24 protein-coding genes are annotated in these 23,018 nt (G+C 69.2%); 10 read left to right on the top strand and 14 right to left on the bottom strand.

Annotated elements, in window-relative coordinates:
• Position 1: 1 nt before the first annotated feature.
• The gene (locus tag OHB21_RS19655; protein ID WP_328435502.1) at positions 2–961 is read left to right on the top strand and encodes an aminoglycoside phosphotransferase family protein; all 960 of its coding nucleotides are present in this window, start codon (positions 2–4) and stop codon (positions 959–961) included.
• A gap of 894 nt (positions 962–1,855) precedes the next feature.
• Here the strand turns inward: OHB21_RS19655 and OHB21_RS19650 are convergent.
• From OHB21_RS19650 to OHB21_RS19625, 6 genes are all read right to left on the bottom strand, one after another.
• Positions 1,856–2,266, bottom strand: a complete 411-nt coding sequence (locus tag OHB21_RS19650; protein WP_067514405.1) for an arsenate reductase ArsC — start codon at positions 2,264–2,266, stop codon at positions 1,856–1,858.
• A 15-nt stretch (positions 2,267–2,281) separates the two neighbouring features.
• On the bottom strand, positions 2,282–2,950 hold the full coding sequence (locus tag OHB21_RS19645) for an arsenate reductase ArsC (protein ID WP_113975412.1): 669 nt from the start codon (positions 2,948–2,950) through the stop codon (positions 2,282–2,284).
• Complete coding sequence (locus OHB21_RS19640; protein WP_084538278.1) at positions 2,947–3,381, bottom strand: arsenate-mycothiol transferase ArsC; 435 nt, start codon at positions 3,379–3,381, stop codon at positions 2,947–2,949. Before OHB21_RS19640 ends, OHB21_RS19645 begins: the two co-directional genes overlap by 4 nt.
• Complete coding sequence (gene arsB, locus OHB21_RS19635; RefSeq protein ID WP_195142198.1) at positions 3,378–4,451, bottom strand: ACR3 family arsenite efflux transporter; 1,074 nt, start codon at positions 4,449–4,451, stop codon at positions 3,378–3,380. The genes OHB21_RS19640 and arsB overlap by 4 nt, the downstream gene beginning before the upstream one ends.
• A gap of 29 nt (positions 4,452–4,480) precedes the next feature.
• Positions 4,481–4,858: an ArsR/SmtB family transcription factor gene (locus tag OHB21_RS19630; protein WP_195142135.1), complete on the bottom strand. Its 378-nt coding sequence runs from the start codon at positions 4,856–4,858 to the stop codon at positions 4,481–4,483.
• A 68-nt stretch (positions 4,859–4,926) separates the two neighbouring features.
• Positions 4,927–5,766: a helix-turn-helix domain-containing GNAT family N-acetyltransferase gene (locus OHB21_RS19625; RefSeq protein ID WP_228815381.1), complete on the bottom strand. Its 840-nt coding sequence runs from the start codon at positions 5,764–5,766 to the stop codon at positions 4,927–4,929.
• A gap of 100 nt (positions 5,767–5,866) precedes the next feature.
• Here OHB21_RS19625 and OHB21_RS19620 point away from each other — a divergent pair, with 100 nt between their 5' ends.
• From OHB21_RS19620 to OHB21_RS19605, 4 genes are all read left to right on the top strand, one after another.
• Positions 5,867–7,237: an FAD-dependent oxidoreductase gene (locus OHB21_RS19620; protein WP_195126483.1), complete on the top strand. Its 1,371-nt coding sequence runs from the start codon at positions 5,867–5,869 to the stop codon at positions 7,235–7,237.
• Positions 7,238–7,299: 62 nt separating this feature from the next.
• Positions 7,300–8,451, top strand: a complete 1,152-nt coding sequence (locus OHB21_RS19615; RefSeq protein ID WP_407674979.1) for an MFS transporter — start codon at positions 7,300–7,302, stop codon at positions 8,449–8,451.
• Positions 8,452–8,468: 17 nt separating this feature from the next.
• On the top strand, positions 8,469–8,804 hold the full coding sequence (locus OHB21_RS37555) for an NAD(P)-binding protein (protein WP_407674978.1): 336 nt from the start codon (positions 8,469–8,471) through the stop codon (positions 8,802–8,804).
• 339 nt (positions 8,805–9,143) lie between these two features.
• Positions 9,144–9,380 carry a hypothetical protein gene (locus OHB21_RS19605; protein ID WP_195126481.1) on the top strand — a complete coding sequence of 79 codons (237 nt, stop codon included), beginning with the start codon at positions 9,144–9,146 and terminating at the stop codon, positions 9,378–9,380.
• Positions 9,381–9,637: 257 nt separating this feature from the next.
• Here OHB21_RS19605 and OHB21_RS19600 read toward each other — a convergent pair whose 3' ends face one another.
• Genes OHB21_RS19600 through OHB21_RS19590 form a run of 3 tightly spaced genes read right to left on the bottom strand, consistent with a single transcriptional unit; the run spans position 9,638 to position 11,791 of the window.
• Complete coding sequence (locus tag OHB21_RS19600) at positions 9,638–10,255, bottom strand: GntR family transcriptional regulator (RefSeq protein WP_195126496.1); 618 nt, start codon at positions 10,253–10,255, stop codon at positions 9,638–9,640.
• Positions 10,256–10,289: 34 nt separating this feature from the next.
• A complete protein-coding gene (locus tag OHB21_RS19595) occupies positions 10,290–11,036 on the bottom strand; it encodes a maleate cis-trans isomerase family protein (RefSeq protein ID WP_195126480.1) in 747 nt (248 codons plus the stop codon).
• Between the two features lie 14 nt (positions 11,037–11,050).
• Positions 11,051–11,791: a maleate cis-trans isomerase family protein gene (locus OHB21_RS19590; protein WP_067511235.1), complete on the bottom strand. Its 741-nt coding sequence runs from the start codon at positions 11,789–11,791 to the stop codon at positions 11,051–11,053.
• Positions 11,792–11,937: 146 nt separating this feature from the next.
• Between OHB21_RS19590 and OHB21_RS19585 the strand changes: the two genes are divergently transcribed.
• Positions 11,938–12,843, top strand: coding sequence for a D-2-hydroxyacid dehydrogenase (locus tag OHB21_RS19585; RefSeq protein ID WP_228801592.1), 906 nt, complete (start codon positions 11,938–11,940; stop codon positions 12,841–12,843).
• A gap of 12 nt (positions 12,844–12,855) precedes the next feature.
• Positions 12,856–14,256 (top strand): amidase, encoded by a 1,401-nt coding sequence (locus OHB21_RS19580; protein ID WP_198161797.1) that lies wholly within the window; start codon positions 12,856–12,858, stop codon positions 14,254–14,256.
• Positions 14,257–14,322: 66 nt separating this feature from the next.
• On the opposite strand, the gene OHB21_RS19575 is transcribed toward OHB21_RS19580, so the two are convergent.
• The gene (locus OHB21_RS19575) at positions 14,323–14,817 is read right to left on the bottom strand and encodes a DUF3830 family protein (protein ID WP_067511237.1); all 495 of its coding nucleotides are present in this window, start codon (positions 14,815–14,817) and stop codon (positions 14,323–14,325) included.
• Positions 14,818–14,848: 31 nt separating this feature from the next.
• Complete coding sequence (locus tag OHB21_RS19570) at positions 14,849–16,090, bottom strand: aspartate aminotransferase family protein (RefSeq protein WP_067511238.1); 1,242 nt, start codon at positions 16,088–16,090, stop codon at positions 14,849–14,851.
• Between the two features lie 147 nt (positions 16,091–16,237).
• Here OHB21_RS19570 and OHB21_RS19565 point away from each other — a divergent pair, with 147 nt between their 5' ends.
• Together OHB21_RS19565 and OHB21_RS19560 are read left to right on the top strand one after the other, a co-directional pair.
• Positions 16,238–17,710, top strand: a complete 1,473-nt coding sequence (locus tag OHB21_RS19565) for an NAD-dependent succinate-semialdehyde dehydrogenase (RefSeq protein WP_195126478.1) — start codon at positions 16,238–16,240, stop codon at positions 17,708–17,710.
• Positions 17,707–18,783 carry a tartrate dehydrogenase gene (locus tag OHB21_RS19560; RefSeq protein ID WP_067511240.1) on the top strand — a complete coding sequence of 359 codons (1,077 nt, stop codon included), beginning with the start codon at positions 17,707–17,709 and terminating at the stop codon, positions 18,781–18,783. The genes OHB21_RS19565 and OHB21_RS19560 overlap by 4 nt, the downstream gene beginning before the upstream one ends.
• A 38-nt stretch (positions 18,784–18,821) precedes the next feature.
• Here the strand turns inward: OHB21_RS19560 and OHB21_RS19555 are convergent, their stop codons facing one another.
• Positions 18,822–19,217: a RidA family protein gene (locus tag OHB21_RS19555; RefSeq protein WP_067511241.1), complete on the bottom strand. Its 396-nt coding sequence runs from the start codon at positions 19,215–19,217 to the stop codon at positions 18,822–18,824.
• Between the two features lie 92 nt (positions 19,218–19,309).
• Here OHB21_RS19555 and OHB21_RS19550 point away from each other — a divergent pair, with 92 nt between their 5' ends.
• A complete protein-coding gene (locus OHB21_RS19550; protein ID WP_195126477.1) occupies positions 19,310–21,097 on the top strand; it encodes a neutral/alkaline non-lysosomal ceramidase N-terminal domain-containing protein in 1,788 nt (595 codons plus the stop codon).
• Between the two features lie 4 nt (positions 21,098–21,101).
• On the opposite strand, the gene OHB21_RS19545 is transcribed toward OHB21_RS19550, so the two are convergent.
• The gene (locus tag OHB21_RS19545; RefSeq protein WP_067511243.1) at positions 21,102–21,785 is read right to left on the bottom strand and encodes a type 1 glutamine amidotransferase domain-containing protein; all 684 of its coding nucleotides are present in this window, start codon (positions 21,783–21,785) and stop codon (positions 21,102–21,104) included.
• Positions 21,786–21,947: 162 nt separating this feature from the next.
• Positions 21,948–22,970: a fused (3R)-hydroxyacyl-ACP dehydratase subunits HadA/HadB gene (locus OHB21_RS19540; RefSeq protein WP_195126495.1), complete on the bottom strand. Its 1,023-nt coding sequence runs from the start codon at positions 22,968–22,970 to the stop codon at positions 21,948–21,950.
• Between the last annotated feature and the right edge of the window lie 48 nt (positions 22,971–23,018).

Genomic DNA, 23,018 nt, shown 5'->3' with positions numbered 1-23,018 from the left:
CGTGCTGATCTCCGACACGGATGCCGAGGAACTGCTTGCCGAGACGCGCGAGCGAGACCCCGACTTCGTCGGCCATTACATGGAGAACTATAAGGTCACGACGTCAACCGGAGAGCCTGTATTGCTGCGGTACGCTCGCCGAGACGTATTCCATGGGTACGACGCGAGAATGCTCACCGAGGCTGACGCCCTCGGCGCCGCCATGGCGCGCGGCGTTCAAGTGCCGGAATTGCTCTACCGAGGGGAAGATTTCCTAATCGAGCGATACATTCCCGGGTTGCAACCGGAGGTCAACTCGGCCGACCAATTGACCTGGGTACCCATGTTACTGACCGAGGTAGAGAAGGCCCAGAAACGCCCTGCGTACTATTCGAATCTGCGCAGTGTCTATGACTGGCAGCAGTGGCTACGAGCGTTCCTCGCCAACCTCTACTCGACATTGCCCGCCACCCACATGGAACGGGTAGCACTGCTGGGTATCCCGCCGTTGGATCGCGTCTGGAAGCCGGACTCGGCGCAATCGAATCGCGCTCTGACTCTCGTCCATTCCGACTTACACCCGTCCAACCTGCTCGTCAATTCGACTGGCGTCTGGATACTCGACTGGGAGCTGGCGATGATCGCGGATCCGCTGTGGGACGCTGCTGTAGCTCTCCACCGCACGCCCTGGCCGACCGCGGACGCCGAGAGGTGGGCTGCCGAACTCTGGCTGGCGATGCACCGCGCCGACGACAGGGATGTCGAACGGCTGGCGGAGTACCGGAAGCTTGAGGTATGGAAGTCACTGTTGGTCGACTCAGCGCGCTATCCCGCAGCAGTAGCGGAAGATCCAGAATGCCTATCGCACCGAGCGCGTCGCCTTCACGCGCTCCTGGAGGCCGGCGCCGACGCGTTCGGCTGCGAGTCCCTCCCCTTGGCCAGGGTCCGCGAGTTGCTGTCACAGTGGGCAATCGTCACGTGACGAATCGATTGGGGGCCGACTTCCGTGGGACACCGGGTCTGGCAGGGTCACGAGAGCCTGCCAGTGACGTTCGCTACACCTAGGGATTTTACTGCTATGCTTGTTCATAATCAGCAAAAGCGCAGGTCAGCACAGTGTTTTGGGGTCAGGAACTTCTAATCCCTAGGTCGCAGGTTCGATTCCTGCCGGGGGCGCCGCAGGACGCCGCATAGCGCGCTGAACAGCGCGTACGCGGTGTTGCCGCTGGAGTATCCAGGGAACGCGGTGCGTAAACCCGTCTCGCGGGAGTGCGTAGCGCCGAGGGTCTTCCCGCTGTGTGAGTCCGGCTGTGTGCGGAATGACTCGGCGGTGGTGATCCCGCCGACTCCGCCCGGCGCGCGCAACAGCGTCGCGTCGCCGTGGACGGGCAGCGGTTCCCTGGGGACGCCGGGGGCCGGAATGCGCCGCTTCGCGCCCGCGTTCGGCGGTCTCGGGGTGCGTGGGATCGGGCCGCCGTCGCAGTCGGTGGTCCACGAGCCCTCGAGGCCGGCGCCGGGCGATCCGGCAGCCGAACAGCATTGGAACCTCCTGCGGGACTGGGTCGCTCACGCCGGGCGACCGAGTAGCAGTGCCCGGCGGTTCGGCTCGCCCAGTGTGAGAGAGTGTTCGCGTTGCGCAGCCGCAACCACTCCACGACGCCCGGATCACCGGCTCTGCGTAAGGTTCGTCACCCTGAGGAACCGCGGGCAACTACGGAAAGATCCAGGAAGACCGTTCTTTCTCATGATCTGGGCTGACCGCGCTGGTGAATTCTGACGTCGTTACCGCGCGTTTCCTCGCTGAAGGGTCGAAACCTCGCGCCCTGGTTGCCGTTGGCGCGAGGCTCGTTTGCGTCGCCCCGCGTGCTGCGCTTTGTCAAGCGTGTGTCGGCAGCAGCTCGGCGACGAGGGCTTCGACGCGGGTCTTGATCTCGTCGCGGATCGGGCGCACCGATTCGACTCCCTTGCCTGCGGGGTCTTCCAAGACCCAGTCACGGTAGCTGACACCGGGAAAGGACGGGCAGGTGTCGCCACAACCCATGGTGATCACGACATCGGAGGTTTCCACGGCATCGTAGGTGAGAATCTTCGGTTTCTGGTCGGAGATGTCGATGCCGAGTTCAGCCATCGCCTCGACGGCCGACGGGTTGATCGTCTCGGCGGGCGCACTCCCGGCCGAGCGCACCTCGATCGCGTCACCGGCGAGGTGGGTGAGGAATCCGGCGGCCATCTGGGAACGTCCGGCGTTGTGGACACAGACGAACAACACACTGGGCTTGGTGGTCATGTACGGCGATGCCTTTCAGTTGGCCGACAGGTCGAGTTCGGTGAGCAGCAGACGGACGCGGGTTTCGATCTCGTCGCGGATCGGGCGGATCGCGGCGATGTCGAGGTCGGCAGGGTCGTCGAGGTCCCATTCCTCGTAGCGGCGTCCGGGATAGAGGGGACAGGCGTCGCCGCAGCCCATGGTGATGACGACGTCGGCGGCCTGGATGATCTCCTCGGTCCACGGTTTGGGGAACTCTGCGGTGATGTCGATGCCGACCTCGGCCATCGCGGCGATCGCGGCGGGGTTGATCTCGTCGCCGGGTTCGCTGCCGCCGGACCAGGCCACCGCCCGATCACCGGCGAGCTGGGTGAAGAACCCGAGGGCCATCTGGGAGCGTCCGGCGTTGTGGGTGCACAGGAACAACACGGTCGGGGTGCCGGTGTGGGCTTTGCCTTCGACGCGGGCCAGGGCGTGCAGGCGTTGGCGAGCGAAGCGTTCGGCCAGCAGCGGCAGGTAGTTGATCACGGTGGCGCGTCCGGCGAACTGGTCGTAGGAGGAGTGCAGGAACCGTTCGATCGTTTCGACGCCGAAGGTGCCGTCGAACTCGCGCTGCAATTGCGTGGCGGCGGTTTTCAGGGCGAGCTGCTGGTCGATGGTCAGGTCGTGGCGGGTGTTGGTGGGCGCGAGGGGGCTGTCGCTCATGATGTGGTCCGTTGCTCGGAGGGTGTGGTGAGTTCGGTGAGCAGGTTCTCGACCTGGGCGGCGATATCGTCGCGGACCAAGCGCATGCGCTCGATACCGTCGATGCCGCGTTCGGACGGTTCATCGATGTCCCAGTTGACGATCCGTACGCCCTCGACGGGTTCGATGTGTGCCTCGCGACCGAGGGTCACTACCAGATCGACCGTTCGGAGCAGTGCCGGGTCGATGGATCTGGGCGTCTCGCCGGTGATGTCGATGCCGAGTTCGCGCAGCGACTGCGCGGACAGGGCGTTGACAGCGGTGCCGGGCACGGTTCCGGCGGAATGGATCTCGACGCGTCCACCGGCGAGGGCTCGCATCAGCCCGGCCGCCATTTGCGATTTGCCGCCGTTCTTCACACACACGAACAGCACGGATGGGATGGCGCTCACCGCGATATCACCTCATCGGTCGTCGAGGTACCGGTTCGTGCGCTGGGCTGGAATCGCTTACGCAGAGCGAGCGACACATAGACCAGGGCCACCAGGACGGGGACCTCGATGAGCGGTCCGACGACTCCGGCCAGGGCTTGGCCGGAGGTGGCGCCGTACGTGGCGATCGCGACGGCGATGGCGAGTTCGAAGTTGTTGCCCGCCGCGGTGAACGCGAGGGTGGTGGTGCGTTCGTAGCCGAGGCCGAGGGCTGCTCCCATCGCATAGCCGCCGCCCCACATGATCGCGAAGTAGGCCAGCAGCGGGATGGCGATGCGGACGACGTCGAGTGGGTGAGAGGTGATTTGTTCGCCTTGCAGGGCGAACAGGATCACGATGGTGAACAGCAGCCCGTAGAGCGCCCACGGCCCGATCTTGGGCAGGAAGCTGGATTCGTACCATTCGCGGCCCTTGGCGCGCTCGCCGAAGCGGCGGGTGAGGTATCCGGCCAGCAGCGGGATACCGAGGAAGATCAGCACCGATTTGGCGATCTGCCACGGTGAGGCGTCGATGGTGGTCCGCTCGAGGCCGAGCCAGCCCGGCAGCACGGAGAGATAGAACCAGCCCAGCACGGCGAACATGATCACCTGGAACACCGAGTTCAGGGCGACCAGCACGGCGGCGGCTTCGCGATCGCCGCAGGCCAAATCGTTCCAGATGATCACCATCGCGATGCAGCGGGCCAGCCCGACGATGATCAGCCCGGTCCGGTACTCGGGCAGATCCGGCAGCAACAGCCAGGCCAGCGCGAACATCAAGGCGGGGCCGAGGATCCAGTTCAGCACCAGGGAGCTGATGAGGAGTTTGCGGTCGCCGGTGACGGTGTCGAGTCGGTCGTAGCGGACCTTGGCCAGTACGGGGTACATCATGATCAGCAGGCCGATGGCGATCGGCAGCGAGATGCCGTCGATCTCCACGGTCGAGAGGGCGTCGCCGAGACCGGGGATCATCCGGCCCAGCAGCAGTCCGGCGACCATGGCGACGCCGATCCAAACCGGGAGGAACCGGTCGAGAGTCGACAGCTTGCCCATGACGGCGGGGTGGTCGGAGGTGCTCACGCTCACGCGGAGACTCCCCTCGCGGTGCCGCTCTCGACGAGCAGAACTTCTGAGAGTCGTTGCAGGGCTTCGGGAACGACCCGGTAGTACACCCAGGAGGCACGGCGTTCGCTGTCGAGCAGCCCGGCTTCGCGCAGCACCTTGAGGTGATGGGAGATCGTGGGCTGGGTCAGGTCGATCCCGGCCGACAGATCGCACACGCAGGCTTCCTGGCTCTCACGGGAGGCGATCGTGCTCAGCAGGCGCAGCCGGACCGGATCCGACAGTGCTTTGAACACGCCCGCGAGTTCGGCGGCGTGGGGCTCGGACAGCGGCTCGCGCACCAGTGGCGCGGCGGAGCACGCCTGCACAGGCGTCACCACCACCTTTGACTTCGACATACGCCAATATTGACCGACATCAATACGACGACGCAAGCAAACAGCCGGTGAACGCCAGTCGGCGGGCGCTACCGCACCGGCGAGCGGCGTTCGAGCAGAACGGTGTCGCGCCAGACGCCGTCACGCCGCGCGATACGTTCGCGCACCCCGACGGTGCGATATCCGGCGCTGTGATGCAGGGCCAGAGACGCGCGATTGTCGGTGAAGATCGAGGTCTGCAACGTCCACAACCCGTCGTCGTCCGCGGCGACGACCTGCTTGTGCAGCAGGGCCTTGCCCACGCCGCGTCCACGGTGGGAATCGGCGACATAGAGCGAGGTCTCGGCGACACCGGCGTAGCAGTCGCGGCTCGATACCGGGGCGGCGGCGGTCCAGCCGACGACCCGGCCGTCGACCTCGGCGACCCACCGGTGGGCGGGCAACCACTGCTTGTCGAGGTGGGCGCGGGTGGGGACCTCGGTCTCGAAGGTCGCGATTCCGGTGGCGACGCCCTCACCGTAGATGCGCCGCACATCAGCCCAATCCCCGGCTTCCAGGGCGCGGACGGTGACATCGACGGGCAGGTCGGCGGGGCAGCACGGGCGCGGCCCGAGCAGGCCCATCACCGCATCGGCGGCGTGCGGCAGTCCGGCGCAGCATGCCTCGTTGACGGTGACGATGGTCGCGGCACCTTTCTTGTGCACGCGCACGAATCCCACGTCTGCGAGCTTGCGGACGTGATGGGACGTCGTGGACTGACTCGTGCCCAGGATCTCGGTCAACGTGCCGACCGTGACGCCCTTCGGGGTCGTCGCCACCGCGTGCAACAGCCGCACGCGCACCGGTTCGGCCAGGCAGGCGAACCACTCGGCATAGGTGGCGGCCTCGCCGATCGGCAGGACCTGCGCTCGGGGCAGTGCAACGGGCATGGGGCCAGTATATCGACGTAGATCGATGGTTGCATTCATCGATGCCGGTCGATACTCTCAGGCTCAGTCAATCGATCTGCATCGATGAAAGAAGGTCGTCATGAACTCCCTGCCCGTTGTTGTCATCGGAGCTGGACCCGTCGGTCTCGCCGCCGCCGCCGAGCTGGCCCGCCGCGGGCTGCCGTTCCTGCTGCTCGAACGCGGCCAGCACGCCGGTGCTGCTGTCGCGCAGTGGCATCACGTGCGCGTGTTCTCGCGCTGGGCCGAACTGATCGCCCCGGCCGCACGGCCCCTGCTCGACGCTCACGGCTGGACCGAACCCGACCTCGAGGGCTACCCGACCGGCGCGGAGTGGGTGGAAGGCTACCTGCGCCCGCTCGGTGAAGCGCTCGGCGAAGCGGCCCGGTTCGACACCGAAGTGACCGGTGTGGCGCGCCGCGGCCGCGACCGAGTCGTCGACGCGGGGCGCGACAGCGAACCGTTGACCGTGCACTTGCGCACCGCCGACGGCCACGAGGAGCGCCTCACCGCCCGCGCGGTCATCGACGCCTCCGGTACCTGGACGACACCGAATCCACTCGGCGGAGACGGGCTGCCCGCCGTCGGCGAAGCCGCGGCCGCACACCGCATCTCCTACCGCGTTCCCGACCTCACCTACCCCGACATCGCGGCCCGCCACGCCGCCCGCCACGTGGTCGTCGCCGGAAGCGGGCACTCCGCGCTCACCGCGTTGGTCGTGCTGGCCGAACTGGCCGGCGAGCACCCGGGGACTCGCATCACGTGGCTGCTGCGCCGAGGCACGATCGGATCCACCTTCGGTGGCGGACACTCCGACGAACTGCCCGCTCGCGGTGCACTCGGGTTGCGCGCTCAGGCGGCGGTCGAGGCCGGCCACATCAACGTGGTCACCGGATTCCGCACCGAGGCCGTCGAACGCACCGACCACGGTCAACTCACGCTCATCCCCGCCGACGGCGATCCCGTCACCGACATCGACGAAGTGATCGTGCTGACCGGGTTCCGCCCGGACCTGTCCTGGCTCTCGGAAATCCGCCTCGATCTCGATGCGACTTTGCAGGCACCGGCGAAGCTGGCACCTCTCATCGACCCGAACGCACACTCCTGCGGCACCGTCTACCCGCACGGCGTCAAGGAACTCACCCATCCCGAACCCGGGGTGTTCCTGGTCGGCATGAAGAGTTACGGGCGCGCACCGACCTTCCTGGCGATGACGGGCTACGAACAGGTTCGCTCGATCGTCGCCGCCCTCGCCGGTGACCACGAAGCCGCGCAACGAGTCGAACTCAGCCTTCCCGACACCGGTGTCTGCGGCGGATCCGGCCTCTTCGACGCCCCGGCCGATGAATCAGCGGGCGGGTGTTGCGCGGCCCCGGCTGCGGCGCAGGAGTCGACCCTCGGTGTACCGAGCGCGGTCACCGAACTGCCTCTGACCTCGATGCCCGCGCGCTGATCTCCACCGCGATGCAGGTTGTTTCGACACCGACCGCACCTGCCGCGACAGTGTTGCGGCAGGTGCTGGCGGTTTTGTGCATCACCGAGATCACCAGCTGGGGAATTCTGTTCTACGCCTTCCCGGTACTTCTCGGATCCATCGCCACCGACACCGGTTGGTCGGCCACCGCGCTGACAGCGGCGTTCTCGGCCGGACAACTACTCACCGCGCTCACCGGCGTACTCGTCGGCCGACGCCTGGACCGCCACGGACCCCGCACGGTGATGACCGCGGGCTCGGCGCTCGCGGTCACGGCGCTGATCATCGTCGCCACCGCGCAAACCCTGACAGCGTTTCTTCTGGGCTGGGCGCTGGCCGGGATCTCGATGGGCGCGGTGCTGTATCCCCCGGCCTTCGCGGCGCTAACCCGCTGGTACGGGCCTGACCGGGTGCGGGCCCTGACCGTGCTGACCCTCGCAGGTGGGCTGGCCTCCACCGTCTTCGCACCCTTGACCGCAGCCCTGGCAACCAGGTTCGACTGGCGCGCAACCTATCTGATCCTCGCCGCGATCCTCGCGGTCGTGACGATTCCCGGTCACTGGTTCGGATTGCGATCGGCCTGGCCGCCCCGGCCAGAGGAGAACGCCGAACACGCCCACCTGGACAACCCCGGCAGCATCGCGCGCAGCCGGGCATTCATCTGCCTGGCGATCGCGTTGAGCGTCGCCGGCTTCGCCTCCTTCGCGGTCGTGGTCACCCTCGTACCGCTGATGACCGAACGCGGGATCTCCACCACCACCGCGGCGGTCGCCCTCGGACTGGGCGGACTCGGGCAGGTCGTGAGCCGGATCGGCTACCGCGCGTTCGCCGACCGCACGAGTGTGCGCACCCGCACGGCGGTGATCCTGGTCGCGATCGCCGCCACCACGATGCTGCTCGGAATCTTCACCACCGCGGCAGCACTGACCGTCGCGGCGATCCTGTCGGGCATGGCACGCGGGGTGTTCACCCTGCTGCAAGCCACCGCCATCACCGACCGGTGGGGCTCGGCCCACTACGGGCGACTCACCGGACTCGTCTCCGCGCCGATGACCATCACCGTGGCCTCAGCACCGTTCGTAGCCACCGCCCTGGCCGCGAACCTGGGCGGCTATCCCGCCACGTTCCTGATCCTGGGCACAGCCGCTGCCCTCGCCGCGGCACTATCGCTGACCACCATCCCGAAATACTGAGCAAAAGAACGTCATTCGTGATCGACGCGATCGTCATCGGCGCGGGGCAATCCGGACTCACCGCCGCCCGCACCCTCGCCGACCACCACCTGACCCCGGTGGTGCTCGAAGCCGGGCCCGACCCCGTCGAGTCCTGGCCGCACTGCTACGACAGTCTCACCCTGTACTCCCCCGCCCAAATCGGCGCGGAAAGGTCCGGTCCGGATGTCGCGGAGTCTCAGCCGGCCCGGCGCGACCGACGCGCAGATGCGGGCCGCCGCCACCGCGGCCGGTCCGGACGAGGTGATCGAGCGTCTTTTCGACGGGTGGAACGCGCTGGTCGGCGAAGGCGACGCACACCTGCCGGGCGTTGAGCGCCAACGGGTTTCCCTCGCACGGGCGCTGTTGAAGGGTGCGCCCATCGTGATCCGGACCTGTTCAAGAACTCGATTCGGCGGACACGCTTCTGTGGTGCGGCGCTCGGTGTCCCGGCGCAGGGACACCGAGCGCGGGCGGGCCGATGCGCCGGGGCGAACATCCACGTGCGTGTGGGTGAGGGGGCGTGATCGCGGCGGCATTCGACGACCACTCGGACGGGCGCGCCACAGCCGGCGTGCCGAACGTCCAGGAACCAGCCCTCCGGGTCGGCGGTGTACTTGTCTCCCCATTGCATCAGGGAAACGACGACGGGCCATAGGTCCCAGCCCTTCTCGGTGAGCCGCCCGGCGCACGCGACGATCGCCCGGCAAGATGCTCCGATCGCGGCCGGTATTCTGTTGCAAGCCAAGGACTTTCACGACCACGGCGGCTGGCTGCTCGACTCGCAGTTCGACGCCGAGATGCCCTGTCTGCTGGCGCACGGACTCGGGGTGCCGGTGGCCGACGCCCGCGCGACGATCGAGATCCCTCGATCGGGCGCCCATCACCTCTGGGTCCGCACCAAGGCCTGAGTGCCCTCGCACCACCCGGGGCGCTTCACCGTCACCAACGGCGGACACACCCTCGGCCGCCCGGCTGGGCTTGCGCGTCGCGCTTCTCCGCAATCGCCCCGCGGGGGCAACGCCAGCGTCGACGGTGGCCTCGTCCGGAGTCGAATACTGTGGTCGGACAACGCCGGTCAGCGTGATCCCGCCGTCGAGGACCATCGACTCACCGGTGCTCCGGGCTGCCGTGGCGCGCGAGCGGGGACGTCGCGAAACCGTCGACGTCAGACGGTTGTACGTTCCCGCAACCTCCGCACCGCGTCGTCCATGTGTTCCACCAGCAGCGCTCGCGCCCGGCGCGGCGGTCCCGAGGCGATCGCCTCGCGCAGTTCGACGTGTTCGCGCGCCTGCTCGCGCAGATCGGGATAGGTGGTTTGCAGGGCGCCCAGGCACATTCGCGTCTCGATCAGCAGGGTGCGCGCGGCCCGGACCAGGCGCGGGCTGCCCGCGCTCTCCACCAGGGCCTCGTGGAACTCCTGGTCGGCGTCGGAGACCGCGACGGCGTCGCCGCTCTCGGCGGCCTCGATCATGCGCGCGAGGCTGGGGCCGAGCGCGGCCTCGGCGTGCTCGCGCCGACCGTCGAGGACGAGTTCGAGCGCGCCGCCTTCGATCGCGGTGCGGGCCCGGTAGATGTCGGCCACGTCGTCGTCGGTCAGCTCGATGACGAAGATGCCGCGATTGCGGACGCTGTAGAGCAGGCCCTCGGACACCAACCTCTGCATCGCTTCCCGGATCGGCCCGCGCGAGACCGCGAATCGGGTGGCCAGGTCTGCCTCCCCGAGCTGGACTCCCGGCGCGAGGGAGCCGCGCATGATCGCCTCGCGGAGACGGTCGGCGATCATCTCGGCGGTCGACCGCCGGTTCACGGGCTCGAAATCAAGGAGCGACACGGGCGTGCCTTTCCGCGAAGAGGGCGCCGAGCGCGGGGCAGTCCGCGTGCAGACCGGCAAGCCGCAACCCGGCCCAGACGGTCACCTGGTTGGCGGTGAGGACCGGTTTGCCCAGTGCGGCTTCGAGTTCCGGGAGAACGGCCAGGGTGTGCATGGCGGTGTCGGGGATCAAGACGGCCCGCGCGTCGGGGTGGTCGTTGGACAGGGCCAGCTCCCGCACCCGCGCCGCGTCCAGCGTGCCCACTTCGGCGGCGGTGTCGATGCCCGCGCTCGCCATGTGGACCACCTCCACCCCCGCGTCGGCGAGGAAGTCCACGAACAGGCGGGCCACGTCGTCGGGGTAGCTGGCGGCGACCGCGACCGTGCCGACGCCGAGCGCGCGGGCCGCGTCGGCGAAGGCGATGCCGGTGCTCGTCGCCGGCACACCCGCCGCGGCGGCGAGGCCGGCGGCCTGCTCGCGGGCGCCGCGCGGGCCGTAGACGAAACTGCCGGACGTGCAGGCCCACACCACGGCGGCCGGGCGGCGCGGGGCGAGCAGTTCCACGCCGTGGCGGAGCTTGTCGGGGCTGCCCAGGTCCAGCAATTCGGGGACGGCGTGCAGGTCGGTGCCGTAGATGTGCGCGACCTCGAGCTCCACCTCGAGCCCGGAGCCGGCCAGGATCGACGCCGCCAGGGGGTAGTCGTCCTCGGCCGCGTGGTCGGGGTAGATGAAGCCGATGGTGGGTGCGCGCATGGAGTGGTTTCCGTTCAGAAGACGTTGAGCAGCCATTTACCCGGCCCCATCATCGGGAGTTTCATGCGCCCGAGGCAAGCCCACATGGTGAGCTGATTGGCGGTGAGGACGGGTTTTCCGAGCGCGCGTTCCAGCGGCTCGATGACGTCGTAGGTGGGCAGGTTGGTACAGCTGACGAAAATCGCTTCCGCGTCGGGATGATCGGCCCCGACGATCCGCTCGGCGATGGTGCGGTAGTTGACTTTCCAGATGCCGCCGCCGAGCCCGAGATGGTCCGAGCGCACCACCTCACAGCCCGCCTCGTGGAGGAAGTCGTGCAGTTTGTTGGTGAGGATCTCGTCGTAGGGGGTGATCACGGAGATCTTGCCGATGCCCAGGTGACCGATCGCCTCGACCAGCGCGCCCGAGGTGGTGACGGCATCGCGGGCGCCGGCTCGGCAGATGGTGTCGCGCAAGGATCGTTCGTAAGCGAGTCCGTTGATGAAACTGCCCGAGGTGCACAGGTAGGCCACCACCTCGGGCTCCACGTGCAAGACGTTGCGGGTCGCGGCGGTCAGATGCGCCGGATCGGAAACAAGTTGGGCCATCTCCAGCGACACCGGCACGGGCTCGTACGGCGTGCGGGCCAGGTGCAGACTGACGTCGAGGGGCGCCCACCGCCAGAGTTCGCGTTCCAGCGCGAGGTCGAAGGGGGCGATGATCCCGATGCCCCGCTGCGCGACGGGGCCCTCTATGTCGGGAAAACTGGGTTCCACTGCGGCCCCTCTCGCGCTCAGCCGGGTAGACCTCCGAACACGATCGGATTGTTGACAATCATACGATGTGATTCTACCGTGTCAATGTGGACCAGGGCACGATCATCACCGTCCTGCACGACGACGCCGTGCCCGACGCCGATCTCATGGCCCCGATCGCGGACCGGGCCGAACTCCGCTACACCGACGCGTCGGGACTCGCCGACGCGTTGCGCGGCGCGCAGATCCTGTTCGTCTACGACTTCCTCACCAGCGCGCTCCCCGGAGCATGGCACGCGGCCGACCGGTTGCGCTGGGTGCACATGGGGTCCACCGGCGTCGATCCGGTCCTGTTCCCCGAGGCATTGGCCAGCGATGTCGTCATCACCAACACCCGGGGCGTCTTCGACACCGCCATCGCCGAATACGTCCTCGGGCAGATCCTGTCCTTCGCCAAAGACCTGCCCGGCTCGCTGCGGTTGCAGCAGCGCGGCACCTGGCAGCACCGCGATTCCGAGCGGATCGCGGGCGCCACGGCGCTGATCGTCGGCACCGGTCCGATCGGGCGCGCCATCGCCCGGCTGCTGCGCGCGGCCGGGATGTCGGTGCGCGGCGTCGGCAGGCGCGCCCGCGACCACGACCCCGACTTCGGCTCCGTCGGCGACGACCTGTTCGCCGAGCTGCCCGGGGCCGACTACGTCATCGCCATCGCACCGCTCACGCCCGACACCCGGAAGATGTTCGACGCCAAGGCCTTCGCCGCGATGAAGCCGCACGCCAGGTTTGTCAACGTGGGCCGCGGGGAACTCGTGGTGACCGACGACCTCGTGGCCGCGCTGGCCGGCGGGGCGATCGCCGGGGCGGCGCTGGATGTGGTGGACCCGGAACCACTGCCGCCCGAGCACCCGCTGTGGCAGCTGCCCAACGTCCTGATCACCCCGCACAATTCGGGGGATGTGGCCGGGTGGCGCGACGAGGTGGTGCGCGCGTTCCGCGCGAACTTCGACAACTGGATCGCCGCCCGGCCAATGGAGAATGTGGTCGACAAGGAGCTGGGGTACGTGCCCGGCTGAAGGAGCCCTGCTATGAGCCACCCCGGAAACGATCTGCCCGCCGACCCGCTCGCGATGACCGCCGCCGAACTCGTCTCGGCCTACACGGCGGGCGTCCTGTCCCCCGTCGAGGTGACCGAGGCGGCGCTCGACGCGATCGCGGCCCGCGACGGCGCGCTGCACGCGTTCTGCCTCGTCGACCCCGACCGGGCCCTCGTGCAGGCCAAGAACTCCGAGGCGCGCTGGCATTCCGGTCACGCGCGCGGGCTGCTCGACGGCGTGCCGATTTCCATCAAGGACGTCTTCCTCACCGAGGGCTGGCCGACGCGGCGCGGGTCCACCGCGATCGACCCGGCCGGGCCGTGGCCGGTGGACAGCCCGGTCGCGGCGCGCCTGCGCGCCGACGGCATGGTCTTCCTCGGCAAGACGACCACGCCGGAGATCGCGTGGAAGGCGGTCACCGACAGCCCGCTGACCGGTGTCACCCGCAACCCCGTCGACCCGTCGAAGACACCGGGCGGGTCCTCCGGCGGCAGTGCGGCGGCGGTCGCGGCGGGCCTGGGGCCGGTCTCGGTCGGCACCGACGGCGGCGGCAGCATCCGCATCCCCGCCTCCTTCTGCGGGATCGTGGGGTTCAAGCCGACGCACGGCCGGGTTCCGCTGTTCCCGGCCAGCCCGTTCGGCCCGCTCGCGCACGCGGGGCCGATGACCAGGACGGTCGACGACGCCGCGCTGCTGATGGACATCCTCTCGCTGCCCGATCCGCGCGACCCCACGGCGCTGGCGCCCACGATCACCACGTTCCGCGGGCAGATCACCCGCGACGTGCGGGGCATCACCGTGGCCTACTCCCCCACCCTCGGGTACGCCGAGGTCGATCCCGAGGTGGCCGCCGTGGTCGACGCGGCCGTGCACCGGCTGGCCGACGCCGAACTGCGGGTAACCGTGGCCGATCCCGGCTTCACCGACCCCTGCGCGGCGTTCGAACTGCTGTGGGCGGCAGGGGCGGCGGCCATGCTTGCGAAGTTCCCCGAAGGATCGCGCGAGCGGGTGGACCCCGGGCTGCGCGCGGTGTGGGAGCGCGGCGAGCGCGTCTCGGCGATCGACTACCTCACCGCCCGAGACGAGGCGGCCCAGCTCGGGATCACCATGGGCGCGTTCCACACCGCCTTCGACGTGCTGGTGACGCCGACCGTGCCGATCACCGCCTTCGAGGCGGGCCACGACGTGCCGCCGGGCAGCGGCATGGACAGCTGGGCGCGCTGGACGCCGTTCACCTACCCGTTCAACATGACCCAGCAGCCCGCGATCAGCATTCCGGCGGGGACCACCGCCACCGGCATGCCGGTCGGCTTGCAGATCGTCGGCCCCCGCCACTCCGACGACCTGGTGCTGGCGGTGGCCCGCTACGCGGAGCACGTGCTGTCGTCGTGAGCGGGCGGCTCGGCAGCATCGCCAGGCGGCCGAGGGACCAGACCGGCGGTCCGCTCGCGAACCCACTCACGCGCGCGCGAAAGCCAGTGTCTCGCCGTACACCCCGTGGATCCACAGGTCGTTGCAGGCGGCGGCGATGTCGGCCAGCCCCTCCTCGATAGTGGCGAAGACATTGCCGGGCACCCAGCCCAGATCGCCGTTGATCAGCAGGTTGTTGCGGCCGTAGAAGAGTGCGAGGTCGGTCGCGCCGAGTTCGTGATGCGCGGCCGACCCCGGTTCGTAGCCGTAGGCGGGGTTGCCGATCTCCCAGGGTTCGAAATCGAACAGGCAGACGTCGCCGGGGATCGGGGTGACGGTGGGGTTCTCCCGGCGCGGTGCGGCCGTGATGCGCGGCACGAGGGTGTACACCTCGTTGCGGGCGTATTTGGCGTGGAAGGCGGCGCCCTCGTGCGGCAGCGTGTCCCACACCGCCGCGCAGGTGGCCGGCGCTTCGTCGTCCAGCAGTCGCGCGCGGCAGCTGACGGCGGCCTTGGTGAGGGTGATGCTGATGTAGCGGGCCATGAAACCTGCTTCCGGGAGTCGGTGCGGGCGATCAGAGTTCGGCGAGGACGTCGGACCAGACGGCGAGCGCGTCCTCGATCTGGGATTCGGTGACGACGAGCGGCGGGATCATCCGCACCACGTTCATGTGCGCGCCGCAGGTGAGCAGCAGCAATCCCTTCTCGACGGCCAGGCGTTGCGCGGCCGAGGCGGTCTCGGTGTCGGGTTCGCCTGTCGCCGTGGTGAATTCGGCGCCCACCAGCAATCCGAGGCCGCGCACGTCACCGATGGCCTTGGTGGCGCCTGCGCGCAGACCGGCCAGCAGTTGCGCACCGCGCGCGGCGGCGTTGTCGACCAGGCCCTCCGCTTCGATCACCTCGAGGGTGGCGACGGCGGCGGCGCAGGCCACCGCGTTGCCGCCGTAGGTGCCGCCCTGCGAACCGGGCCAGGCCCGCGCCATGAGCTCGCGCGGGGCGGCGATCCCCGAGAGCGGGAACCCGCTGGCGAGGCCCTTGGCGATGGTGATCACATCCGGGCGCACGCCGAAGTGCTGGTGGCCGAAGAACCTTCCGGTCCGGCCGAACCCGGTCTGGATCTCGTCGAACACCAGCAGGATGCCGTGCCGGTCGGCGCGTTCGCGCAAGCCGCGGAAGAAGGTGGCGTTGCCGGGGATGTAGCCGCCCTCGCCGAGCATCGGCTCCACGATGAACGCGGCGGTCTCCGCGGGCGAGGTGAGCGTGGCGAACAGGTAATCCAGCTCGCGCAAGGCGAACTCGGTGGCCTCGGCCTCCGACCAGCCGTAGCGGAACGCGGTGGGGAACGGCGCCACGTGCACGCCGGACATCAGCGGGCTGAACCCCGCCGAGAACCGGGTGCCGGAGGTGGTCATGGTCGCCGCGGCCACGGTCCTGCCGTGGAAACCGCCGTGGAAGACGATGACGTTCGGGCGTCCGGTGGCCTGCCGCGCCAGCCGCAGCGCCGCCTCGATCGCCTCGCTGCCGGAGTTGGCGAAGAACAGCGCGTCCAGTCCCTCGGGCAGCACGGCGCCCAGGCGTTCGGTGAGTTCCAGCAGCGGCCGGTGCATGACGGTCGTGTACTGCCCGTGGATCAGCTTCCCCACCTGCGCCTGGGCCGCCGCGACGACGTGCGGATGGCAGTGCCCGGTGCTCGTGACGCCGATCCCGGCGGTGAAATCGAGATAGCGCCTGCCGTCGGTGCCGTAGAGGTAGCACCCCTCGCCGTGGTCGACGGTCACCGGGGTGGCCTGCTTGAGGACTGGCGATAGTTCGGTCATGGTGGTCCGCCTCCCGGCGCGCGGAGCGTGGCCCGCGCGCGGTCGTCGATATCGACTGTCATATTGTCGGATTGTTGACAATATGCATAACATGGCCGGAGGGTTCGCGGCAACGACCGCCGCGGCGGAACGGAAGGAGCGCGACCGATGCTCGCCGACACCACGCTCGCCGCGACGGAACGCGAGGCACTGGCCACCGTGCCCACCGGCCTCTACCTCGGCGGGCGGTGGCGCGAGACGGCGGCGCGGCTACCCGTCACGGACCCGGCCACGGGCGCGCTGCTGCGAGAGGTCTCCGACGCCTCCCCCGCCGACGGTCTCGACGCCCTCACCGCCGCCGCCGACGCGCAGGCGGACTGGGCGCGCACCCCGCCCCGCGACCGCAGCGATCTGCTCATGAGCGCCCACCGCGCACTGCTCGCCGACACCGAACGCCTCGCGGTGATCATGACCTTGGAGATGGGCAAACCGCTGGCCGAGGCGCGCGGCGAGATCGCCTACGCCGCCGAGTTCCTCCGCTGGTTCGCCGAGGAGGCGGTGCGCATGGACGGCGGCTACCTCCCCGCCCCCGGCGGCGGCTCCCGGTTCCTGGTCACCAAGCAGCCGGTCGGTCCCAGCCTGCTCATCACCCCGTGGAACTTTCCGCTGGCCATGGGCACCCGCAAGATCGGGCCGGCGCTCGCGGCGGGCTGCACCTGCGTGGTGAAACCCGCCGAGCAGACCCCGCTCTCGATGCTCGCGCTGGCCGACATCCTCGACCGCGCCGGGGTGCCCGCCGGGGTCGTCAACGTGCTCACCACCTCCGATCCCGGCGCCGTGATGACGCCGTTGATCCTGGACGACCGCTCGCGCAAGCTGTCGTTCACCGGGTCGACGGAGGTCGGCAAACGCCTGCTCGAACAGTGCGCCCGCACCGTCATGCGCACGTCGATGGAACTCGGCGGCAACGCGCCGTTTCTCGTGTTCGAGGACGCGGACCTGGACGCGGCCGTGGAGGGGGCGGTGGCGGCGAAGATGCGCAATATCGGGCAGGCGTGCACCGCCGCGAACCGGATCTTCGTGCAGCGCTCCGTCGCCGAGGAGTTCGCCGGGCGGCTCGCGCAGCGGTTGGCGGCGCTGCCGATGGGGCGCGGCACCGAGCCCGGCGTCGTGGTCGGACCGCTCATCGACGGCGCGGCGGTGGCGAAGGTCGAACGGCTCGTCGCGGACGCCGTCCGGCGCGGCGCGACCGTGCGCACCGGCGGCACCGCCCTCGACGGCCCCGGGCACTTCTACCCCGCCACCGTGCTCACCGATGTCCCCGACGACGCCGAGCTGTGCCACACCGAGATCTTCGGACCGGTCGCGGCCATCGCCCCGTTCGACACCGAGGACGAGGTGATCGCCCGCGCCAACGCCACACCGTACGGCCTGGTGAGCTACGTGTTCACCGAGAACCTGCGGCGCGGTCTGCGCGTGTGCGAGGCGATGGAGACAGGCATGGTGGGGCTGAACCAGGGCGTCGTGTCGAATCCGGCGGCGCCGTTCGGCGGCGTGAAAGAGTCCGGACTGGGCCGCGAGGGCGGCCTGACCGGCATCGACGAATTCCTCGAGACCAAATACATCGGAGTGCGACTGTGAGCTATCGAATCGCGACCATCCCCGGCGACGGGATCGGCGTCGACGTGACCGCCGCGGCCATCACCGTGCTCGACGCCGTGCAGCCGGGGATCGAGTGGACGGAATTCGACTGGTCCTGCGCCCAATACCTGCGCACCGGCGCGATGATGCCCGCCGACGGGCCGGACCTGCTGGCCGGGTTCGACGCGATCCTGCTCGGCGCCGTCGGCTTTCCCGGTGTGCCCGACCATGTTTCGCTGTGGGGCCTGCTGATCCCGCTGCGCCGGGCGTTCGGCCAGTACGTCAACCTGCGCCCGGTGCGGCTGCTCCCCGGCACGGAATCGGCGCTGCGCGGCCGCACGGCCGACGACCTCGACATCCTGATCGTGCGCGAGAACTCCGAGGGTGAGTACTCCGAGATCGGCGGCATCCACAATCCGGGGCGGCCCGAGGAATTCGTCCTCCAGGAATCGGTGTTCAGCCGGGTGGGGTGCGAACGCATCATGCGCTACGCGTTCGAGCGGGCCGCCGAACGCGACGGCTCGGTGTGCTCGGCCACGAAATCCAATGGGCTGATCCACTCGATGCCGTACTGGGACAGCGTGTTCGCCGACGTCGCCGCCGACTACCCCGATATCACGACGCGCACCGTGCACGTGGACGCCTTGGCGGCCGAGATCGTGCTGCGTCCGGATCGGCTCGACGTGATTGTGGCGTCCAACCTGTTCGGCGACATCCTGTCCGATCTCGCCGCCGCCGTCACCGGCGGGCTGGGCCTCGCGCCTTCCGGCAATATCAACCCCGACCGGAGCGCGCCGTCGATGTTCGAGGCGGTCCACGGCAGCGCCCCCGACATCGCCGGTCAGGGCATCGCCAACCCCGTCGCCCAAATCCTCGCGGGCGCAATGATGCTCGACCACCTCGGGGCGCACGCCCCGGCCGCCGCCATCCACCGCGCCGTCGACGAAGTCCTCGCGGAGGGGAACGTCCGCACTCCCGACCTGGACGGCACCTCTACCACCGACGAACTGGCCACCGCCATCGCCACCCGCGCGGCGGCGTCGGTGACCGACGCCGCCGCGCACCCGGGCTGATTCGGGGTGGCCGCACCGGCCGACGCAGATTCGGCCCCTTACCCCCGGACCGCGACGGCGTCCACCTCGAACAGCATTCCCGGCAAGGCCAGCGATGCGACGCCGAGCAAGGTCTGGACCGGTGGTGTATCGCCCCAGATCTCGGCGATCTTCGCGCCGAGCACCCCCAGCTTGTCCACATCGTGGTCCACGATGAACGTGCGCAACTGAGCGACATCACCGTAGCCGAGCCCGGCCGACCGCAACGCCGTCCCCAGATTGACGAACGCCCGCTCGACCTGCCCACCGAAATCCTCTCTGGTGACGTGCCCTTCGGCATCGGAGTCATACTGCCCGGCGATCAACACGAGCTCCCCACTCACCCGCGCCACATGGCTGTAGCCGAAGCCGGTCGGATCGTGCAGTTCGGACGGGTTGCTGATGGTCAGCGCCATGGAACTCTCCTGTTACTCGCGAATGGTCCACCCAGGAGACGAAGCACGAACGGGGAGTGTGACATGGGGTCACCTCACTACCATCACCTCGTATGACCGACGCATGGGCTATCGGGCGGGGTGTCGCCGACGTGACCGGGGAGCCTTGGGGCGTGGCGATGATGGGGTATGGGATGCCTGATCAGCGCACGTGCGGGATTCTGTCGCGGCAGTATGCGCGGGCGTTCGTGTTCGAGGGTGGGCGGGGGCGGGTCGCGTTCGTGGTGGCCGATATCGGGATGTTCTTTCAGGCGGCTGTCGAGGCGATTCACAAGCGGTTGGGTGAGCGGTTCGGGACGCGGTACACGGCCGCGAATGTTGTTCTGACAGCGACGCATACGCATTGCGGGCCGGGTGGGCACGGGCACGATGTGCTCTACAACCTCACGACAGCCGGGTTTCACGGGCGCACGTTCGAGCGTCTGGTGTCCGGTGTGGTGGAGGCGATCGCGGCGGCCGACGCCGATGTCGCGCCCGCGCGGGCGGTGCTCGCCAGTGAGCGGCTCACCGACGCGAGCGCCAATCGGGCCCGTGCGGCGTTCGAGCGCAACCCGTCCGAGGACCGGGAAGCGTTCCCCGAGGGCATTGATCCGCGCGGCCTGCTGTTGCGGGTCGAGCGCGACGGCGAACTGGTGGGCGTCGTCCACTGGTTCCCGGTGCACAACACGTCGATGACCAATCGCAACCGGCTCATCAGCGCCGACAACAAAGGGTGGGCGGCGACGCGGTGGGAGTCCGAGGCGCCCGGTCTCGTCGCGGCGTTCGCGCAGACCAACGCGGGCGACCTCTCCCCGAATCTCGACCTGGAGCCCGGCACCGGCCCGACCGGCGACGAACGCGAGAACACCCGGCTCATCGGCGAACGCCAGCTCGCCGCGGCCCGCCGCGCCGCCGCCTCCCCCGGCGACGAGCTCGCGCCCGGCCTCGACACCCGGCACCGCTACGTCCGCTTCCCCGCGCGGGCGATCCTCGGCGCGAGCTTCGCCTCGGGCAAGATGACCGACGGTCCGGGCTCGCCGTGGTTCCACGAGGGTAAACGCAACCCCCGGCTCGAACGGCTGAGCCGGCGCCTCTACGCCCGCTTCCCCCGTCTCGCGGCGGCGCACGCGCCGAAGGACCTTTTCCTGCCGGTCGGGCAACTGCGCTGGGTCCAGGAGACCTACCTGGTGCAGCTGGTCCGGCTCGGGCAGCTCCACCTGCTGTGCCTGCCGTTCGAGGTGACCGTGGTCGCCGGTCTGCGCCTGCGGCGCGCCGTGGCCGACGCGTTGGACATCGACCTCGAACACGTTGTGCTGCAAGGCTATGCCAACGGTTACGGCCACTACGTGACGACGCCCGAGGAGTACGACGAGCAACTCTACGAGGGCGGCGCGACGATCTTCGGGCGGCACCAGTTGGTGACCTTGATCGACGCGGCGACCTCACTGGCGGCCGCGATGCGCGACGGACACCCGGTGGAGCCGGGCACTCCCCCGCCGCCGCGCCGATTCCGGCTTCCCGAGAGTCCCGTCGGCTCGCCGCGCTGGGAACGGCGCGGGCCGGTCCGGGCGCGCCGGGCAGCCACGTCGGCGCGCCCGGGCGGAACCGTCACGGCCACGTTCGACGCCGACCATCCGAACGCCGCACTGCGCCCGACCTACCTGCGCGTCGAACGCCGCACCGACAACGGGTGGACCACCGTGGCCGACGACGCCGCCCCCGACACCACGATCGTCTGGCGCCGCGACCGGAAACTGCGGTTCACCGCCGACATCACCTGGACCGCAGGCGATCCGGGCACCTATCGGATCATCTACGTGGGGCGTACCGAGGCCGCCACGGCGCCGTTCTCCGTGGAATAGGCGCTCACAGCGCGGCGACGACCGCCTTGGCCGTCGCCTTGGCCGACTGCGGGTTCTGGCCGGTCACCAGCTTGCCGTCGACGACGACCTTCGGCGTGAACGGAATCAACCCCTTCTCGTACCGGGCGCCGCGCTTCTTCATCTCCTCTTCGGCGTTGTACGGCACCAGCTTGTCGACCCTGGCCAGCACCTCCTCCTGCCAGGCGAAGCCGGTGAGTTTGCGTCCGGCGACGAGCAGCGTGCCGTCGGACAGTTCGGTGTTGAGCAGCCCGCAGTAGCCGTGGCACACCGACGACACGATCCCGCCGCGCTCCCATATCTCCCGGGTGATCCGCTGCAAGCCCTCGCTGTCGGGGAAATCCCACATCACGGCGTGGCCGCCGGTGAAGTAGATCGCGTCGAAGTCGGCCGAGTCGATGTCGTCCGGGGCGGCGGTGTTCGCCAGCAGCGCCATCCGCTCCGCGCTGGCCCGCCACGCCTTCGCGGTCTTGTCGTAGTTCGGGAACGAGAGCGACCGGGGCTCCAGCGGGGACAGCCCGCCCTGCGGACTGACGATCCGCTGCTCATACCCCTGCTCCTCGAAGATGTGATAGGCGTGCGTCAGCTCCGAGAGCCACAACCCGGTCGGCTCGGACGGGTCGTCGTAATGGGCGACATTCGTGACAACGTGCAGAATCCGCTTGGTCATCGGTACAGCCTTCTCGATCCCGCCACCGATAGCTTCCAGCAGAAACGCTAGTCCGGCACCGCTCCACAGTGAACCGATTCCGGCCCGAACTATCGGATCACCGACGCCAGAGCCGAGCGCGCCGAGCGCCGGTCCGCGGGTGCGGACCGGCGAGGGCCGGGCTCAGCGGAACTTGACGTTGGTGGTCGCGAGGCCGAAGATCTTGCGGCCCAGCGACTTCGCGACGATGGCGATGACCGCGGTGCGGGTGTTCGGGTCGAGGGACTTCACGCGGCCGGTGTATTCGATCCGCCCGCCGGACTCGGCGCTCACGACGGTGTAGTTGGAGAGGCGGACGCCGTAGCGGGCGGCGGCGCCGGGGTCGCCCGACCAGGCCGAGACGAATCCCGCGCCCAGGCCCATGGTGAGCATGCCGTGAGCGATCACGTCGGGCAGGCCCGCGAGGCGGGCGATCCTGGCGTCCCAGTGGATCGGGTTGCTGTCGCCGGAGACGCCCGCGTAGTTGACGAGGTCGCCGCGGGAGACGGTGGCCTCGCGCAGCGGAAGCTCGAGGCCGACGGTCAGGTCGTCGAACGAGAGCGTGGTCGCCGGGGTGCGCGCGGCGCCCTCCAGGGAGTACCGGACCTCGCCTTGCGGGCGGCGCGGCATCGGCTCGTCGCTCGACACGACCTCGTCCCTGGGCGTGAACACGGTGATGCCGTGCATCATGACGCCGGCCACCGCACCCGTCAGCGCGGGATCCACGCCCTCGCCGGTGACGCCGACGACCGTCGTGTGCATGGCGTGCACGACCTCGCCCAGCGGATCGGTGAAGGTGTTGGTGACGGTGATCAGATCCTTGCCCGCGATCTGGCGCACCGAGGACAGTTCGACGTCGGTGACGAGCCGGTCCCCGGCCACGATCGGCTTGTACTGCTCGAAGACCTGCTCGGTCTGCACGAACGTGTCGTAGCCGCGCACGACCTCCTCGAACAGCCGCCGGTTGGCCGCCATCGCGGGAATCGAGACGAAGGTCAGCGGCGCCACCAGACCGGAGTAGCCGAGGTCGGCCGCGGCGCCCTCGTCCCAGTGGGCCGGGTGGAAGTCCTGCACCGCGCGCGCGTATTCGCGGATCTTCTCGCGCCCGACTTCGAACGTGCCCTCCGCCTGGTAGTAGTACCCCACTTGCGACGCGACGTCGGGCATTTGCACTGCCGAGCTCACGGTGACCCCATCCTTGGTCGAGGAACGAAA

Origin of the sequence: Nocardia puris, from assembly GCF_036051655.1 — a bacterium.
Lineage (GTDB): Bacteria > Actinomycetota > Actinomycetes > Mycobacteriales > Mycobacteriaceae > Nocardia > Nocardia puris.
This window is presented reverse-complemented; position numbering and strand designations above follow the sequence as displayed.